Genomic DNA, 3,588 nt, shown 5'->3' with positions numbered 1-3,588 from the left:
TCTTGACATTAATTCAGGCCACCCCCCAGGAAGCAGGGACCCCATAAACTGAATCGCCGCAGGGACGGATAAATAAGCCGAAGGGTCCCCGGTTCCGGTCCAATCAAATTCTAGTTGGAAGCGAGATTTATCCGTCCGGGGGGAATTGGCCCCATGACTGATGGTGAGGGGTCGAATTTTCTGTTGGTGGCTGCCTCGAACGTACAAAAATGCCGCCCCTTTCGGTGCAGATAACCATTTATGACAGTTGCCGCTATAGTAAGTCGCCCCAATTTCTGATAAATTCAGGGGTAGCATCCCGGGTGCATGTGCGCCATCAATCAGAGTCTCAATCCCAAATTGGGAAAGCTGCTGAATGATTTCCTCAATGGGAAAAATTAATCCGGTTTGACTACTAATATGGTCTAACAGAACGAGTTTAGTTTTTTCGCTTACCCTTGCCATCACCGCGTCTACAATCTCCTGTTTTGAGGCGATGGGGAAGGGAACCGGGGCGACGACAATCCGGGCATCGGCGCGATCGGCGACAAATTCTAAGGCGTTGCGACTGGCGTTGTACTCGTGGTCCGTGGTCAGTAACTCGTCTCCGGGGTTAAACTGGAGCGATCGCAGCACAGAATTCACCCCCGTGGTGGCATTCGGCACAAACACCAAGTCCCGCCCATCCACCCCAACGAATTGGGCTAACTGTTCCCGCGCTTGATCCAGAAGCGGCTCAAATTCGCGCACGAAAAACTGCACAGGTTCCCGTTCTAGCTGCTGCCGCACCTGTTCCTGGACTTCTAATACCGGAAAAGGACAGGCCCCAAAAGAACCGTGATTTAAAAAAGTAATCTGCGGGTCTAGGGACCAATAAGCCGAAAATTCGGTCGGTCTGTGCCCTTCTAAATCCGTGCTTTTCAACATAATCTTGTTTATTTTTAAACGTTGAATATGAAGAGATTAGACTGAATCCCAATCTAATCTCTTCACTCCAAAGTCTAAAATTAATCAACTCCCCGGGTAGGATTCGAACCTACGACCAATCGGTTAACAGCCGACCGCTCTACCACTGAGCTACCGAGGAACGTTTCGGTTTGCTTGGCTCACCGTTATTAATAATACACATACCTTTCTGGTTTTGGCAACCCCTTTTTCAAAAAATTTTTAATTTTTTTTTGAAAGTTGGGATCGGGTCTGATTCGGTAGGGGTGGCGATCGCCTCACAAGTCCCAGAAATCAAGGGTGTTAGCCCCCCTACAGACCCCTTCGCAACTGCGCGAGTCGCTGCTGCGCTTCCGCATCCAGTCCCGAGACCAGAAACCGACTAGAGGGCTGGTTGCGGGTTTTCTGTTTACTCCGGCAACGGCGTTCCGTCGCTTCTATCGCTTGGACGAACTGAAGCGCTGACATCCATTCCGCCCCATATCCTAAAACCGTTTGCTGCTGAGCACGGTCTGAGGTCGCCACAATTAACCGACGATGCAGGCTTCCCAAGTTTCGCCGAAAGGTGGCACAGGTTTTTTCAATATAGGTGTCTGCGGTTTGCCCAAAATCGGTGTAGCAGACGGATAAACTTTTCGAGATGACTTCGGTGCAGATGGGCTCATGGCGAGAATGAGCATCAAAAACCACCAGAGTATCTAATCCTTCAAAGGCGCTGTAGTTGATCAGCGACTCGATTAGTTCTCGGCGGGATGCTTCTAACCCGTCAAAGTCTCGCTTGGTTTTGAGCTTTGACCATAGTCCTATGATGTTGTATCCATCCACGAGCAATAAAGGTCGCGCTGAGGAGCGTGGCATGGCTTTTCTTTACATTTGTTTATAATTTACTCAGAATCAGACTAGGCGCTTTGCATTATATCATTTTTTGTTCTAATAAAAATTTAAGTTTAGTTTAAAATTTTAAACTAAACTCGCGCCAAGCATAACGATATCTTTTCAAGGGGAAAGGGCCGCGACTACGGGAAATAGCAGTCGCGGCCCTGGATATCACTCTAAATCCTCAGATTCCATCAATCGTTGGATCAGGGGCTGCGGATTTCCCGAATCGACCATCCGCCCCTGCTCCAGCAGGAACGCCCCATCGCAATAGGCTAATTCCTCAAAACGATGGGTGACCCAGAGCGCTGTTAAACCTCGGCTTTTCACCAACCGCTGGACTTGAGCCACCAGGTCTAACTGACTGTCTGGGTCCAGTAAAGCGGTTGGCTCATCTAATAACAGAACCTCGCAATGGCGGGCGATCGCCCCAGCAATGGCAACCCGCTGCTTTTGACCTCCACTCAGAGCATAGATTGGACGTCGTTGCAGGGCGAGTAAATTAACTGCTGTTAGGGCTTCTTCCACCCGATGTCTAGTTTGAGCCAGGGTAAGATTTTCCTCCACCAACCCAAAAGCGACATCGGCACCTACAGTCGGCATCACTAACTGATGATCTGGGTTTTGGAACACAAACCCCACGGGACGAGAAATGGCAATTTGACCGTCTTTAGGGGCAAGCAAACCAGCCAGTAACCGGAGTAACGTAGATTTTCCACTGCCATTGGTCCCCAAGAGCATCCAAAATTCACCCTGGGGAACTGCCAAGGAGCATGATTTTAACACCTCTGCTCCCGAGGGCCAGTTAAAGCAGAGGTCCTGCACAACGATCGCATTCGGGCGATCGTCACTAGCAGACTGCGGGTTCATTGACTCAGGGATTCCACCAACGCCGCAAATCCAGGCGCTTTGCCTGCCCCCGCCGCACCAGACTTTTCAGAGATTTGCACCGCTGTGAGCTGATTAATAAAGACGGCGATTTTTTTCTCAGGCATCTTCTCGCAGGTGAGTTCCAAAATCTCAGAACTCCCTGAGCGCATCGCTCCGACTACCTCCTGGTAGAGGGCCTGGGCATCTTCGATAGTCTTCCGTTGCACCGATAGAGGTAAAGGAGTGTTTTTCAGGGTTAAGTCAATCGTAAACATGATTTGTGGCAAAGTTCATTGGACCGCACTTTTCTAGTATCCCAAAATCTCAGCATTCCGGGGATGTCTGGAAATGAACGACCTCAAAAAAGCGGCGATCGCACTCCTATCCCTGTCGGGTTTCTGCTCCCTGTGGCCCTCCGCAAGGCTCAACCCGATCAATCCTGTTTGCTGTTGGTATCCCGGGTTCTGGAAACCAATCCGCTCCGTGAGTCCCACCCCCATCTCCACTCCCCTTGAGTCACTCTTCAGAAAATTTTTAGATTAGGGGGTTTAAAAATTTTCAGTTTTCCCCCTATAATGAGAAACATAGTAAAGAAACGTAAACTCTTGAACCGCGATCGCCCATTTTCTGCTATAGCAGGCAGAAACCCCGGGCGAAAACGCTCAGAAAGAGTTAAGCGTAGTCATTTTATTTTGGAGATTTTGCGTTATGACGATTGCAGTCGGACGCGCACAGACAGAGCGAGGATGGTTTGACGTCCTCGATGACTGGCTAAAACGCGATCGCTTCGTCTTTATCGGTTGGTCTGGCCTATTACTCTTCCCCTGCGCCTATCTCGCAGTGGGGGGCTGGCTGACCGGCACCACCTTCGTCACCTCTTGGTACACCCACGGATTAGCTTCCTCCTATTTAGAAGGT

5 protein-coding genes, 1 tRNA gene and 1 pseudogene are annotated in these 3,588 nt (G+C 49.9%); 2 read left to right on the top strand and 5 right to left on the bottom strand.

The genetic code is table 11. The features are described 5' to 3' along the window. The 5 genes from J0895_RS21505 to J0895_RS21485 form a co-directional block, all read right to left on the bottom strand. Positions 1-906, bottom strand: a 906-nt coding sequence (locus J0895_RS21505; protein WP_207090041.1) for an aminotransferase class V-fold PLP-dependent enzyme, incomplete at its 3' end; no start/stop codon positions are given. Between the two features lie 88 nt (positions 907-994). Continuing rightward, positions 995-1,066 (bottom strand) — tRNA-Asn (locus tag J0895_RS21500). Positions 1,067-1,236: 170 nt separating this feature from the next. Then, positions 1,237-1,782: an NYN domain-containing protein gene (locus J0895_RS21495; RefSeq protein WP_207090040.1), complete on the bottom strand. Its 546-nt coding sequence runs from the start codon at positions 1,780-1,782 to the stop codon at positions 1,237-1,239. A gap of 189 nt (positions 1,783-1,971) precedes the next feature. Next, complete coding sequence (locus J0895_RS21490; RefSeq protein WP_207090039.1) at positions 1,972-2,670, bottom strand: energy-coupling factor ABC transporter ATP-binding protein; 699 nt, start codon at positions 2,668-2,670, stop codon at positions 1,972-1,974. Beyond that, complete coding sequence (locus J0895_RS21485; RefSeq protein ID WP_207090038.1) at positions 2,667-2,945, bottom strand: UPF0367 protein family; 279 nt, start codon at positions 2,943-2,945, stop codon at positions 2,667-2,669. The genes J0895_RS21490 and J0895_RS21485 overlap by 4 nt, the downstream gene beginning before the upstream one ends. 63 nt (positions 2,946-3,008) lie before the next feature. Between J0895_RS21485 and J0895_RS21480 the strand changes: the two genes are divergently transcribed. Together J0895_RS21480 and J0895_RS21475 are read left to right on the top strand one after the other, a co-directional pair. Then, positions 3,009-3,185: a hypothetical protein gene (locus J0895_RS21480; RefSeq protein WP_207090037.1), complete on the top strand. Its 177-nt coding sequence runs from the start codon at positions 3,009-3,011 to the stop codon at positions 3,183-3,185. A 193-nt stretch (positions 3,186-3,378) separates the two neighbouring features. Continuing rightward, positions 3,379-3,588, top strand: a pseudogene (locus J0895_RS21475) (photosystem II D2 protein (photosystem q(a) protein)); the annotation flags it as partial.

It is taken from the genome of Phormidium pseudopriestleyi FRX01, from assembly GCF_017313335.1.
GTDB lineage: Bacteria > Cyanobacteriota > Cyanobacteriia > Cyanobacteriales > Laspinemataceae > Laspinema > Laspinema pseudopriestleyi.
The sequence above is the reverse complement of the archived record's forward strand: the minus strand, read 5'-3'. Positions and strand labels throughout refer to the sequence as shown.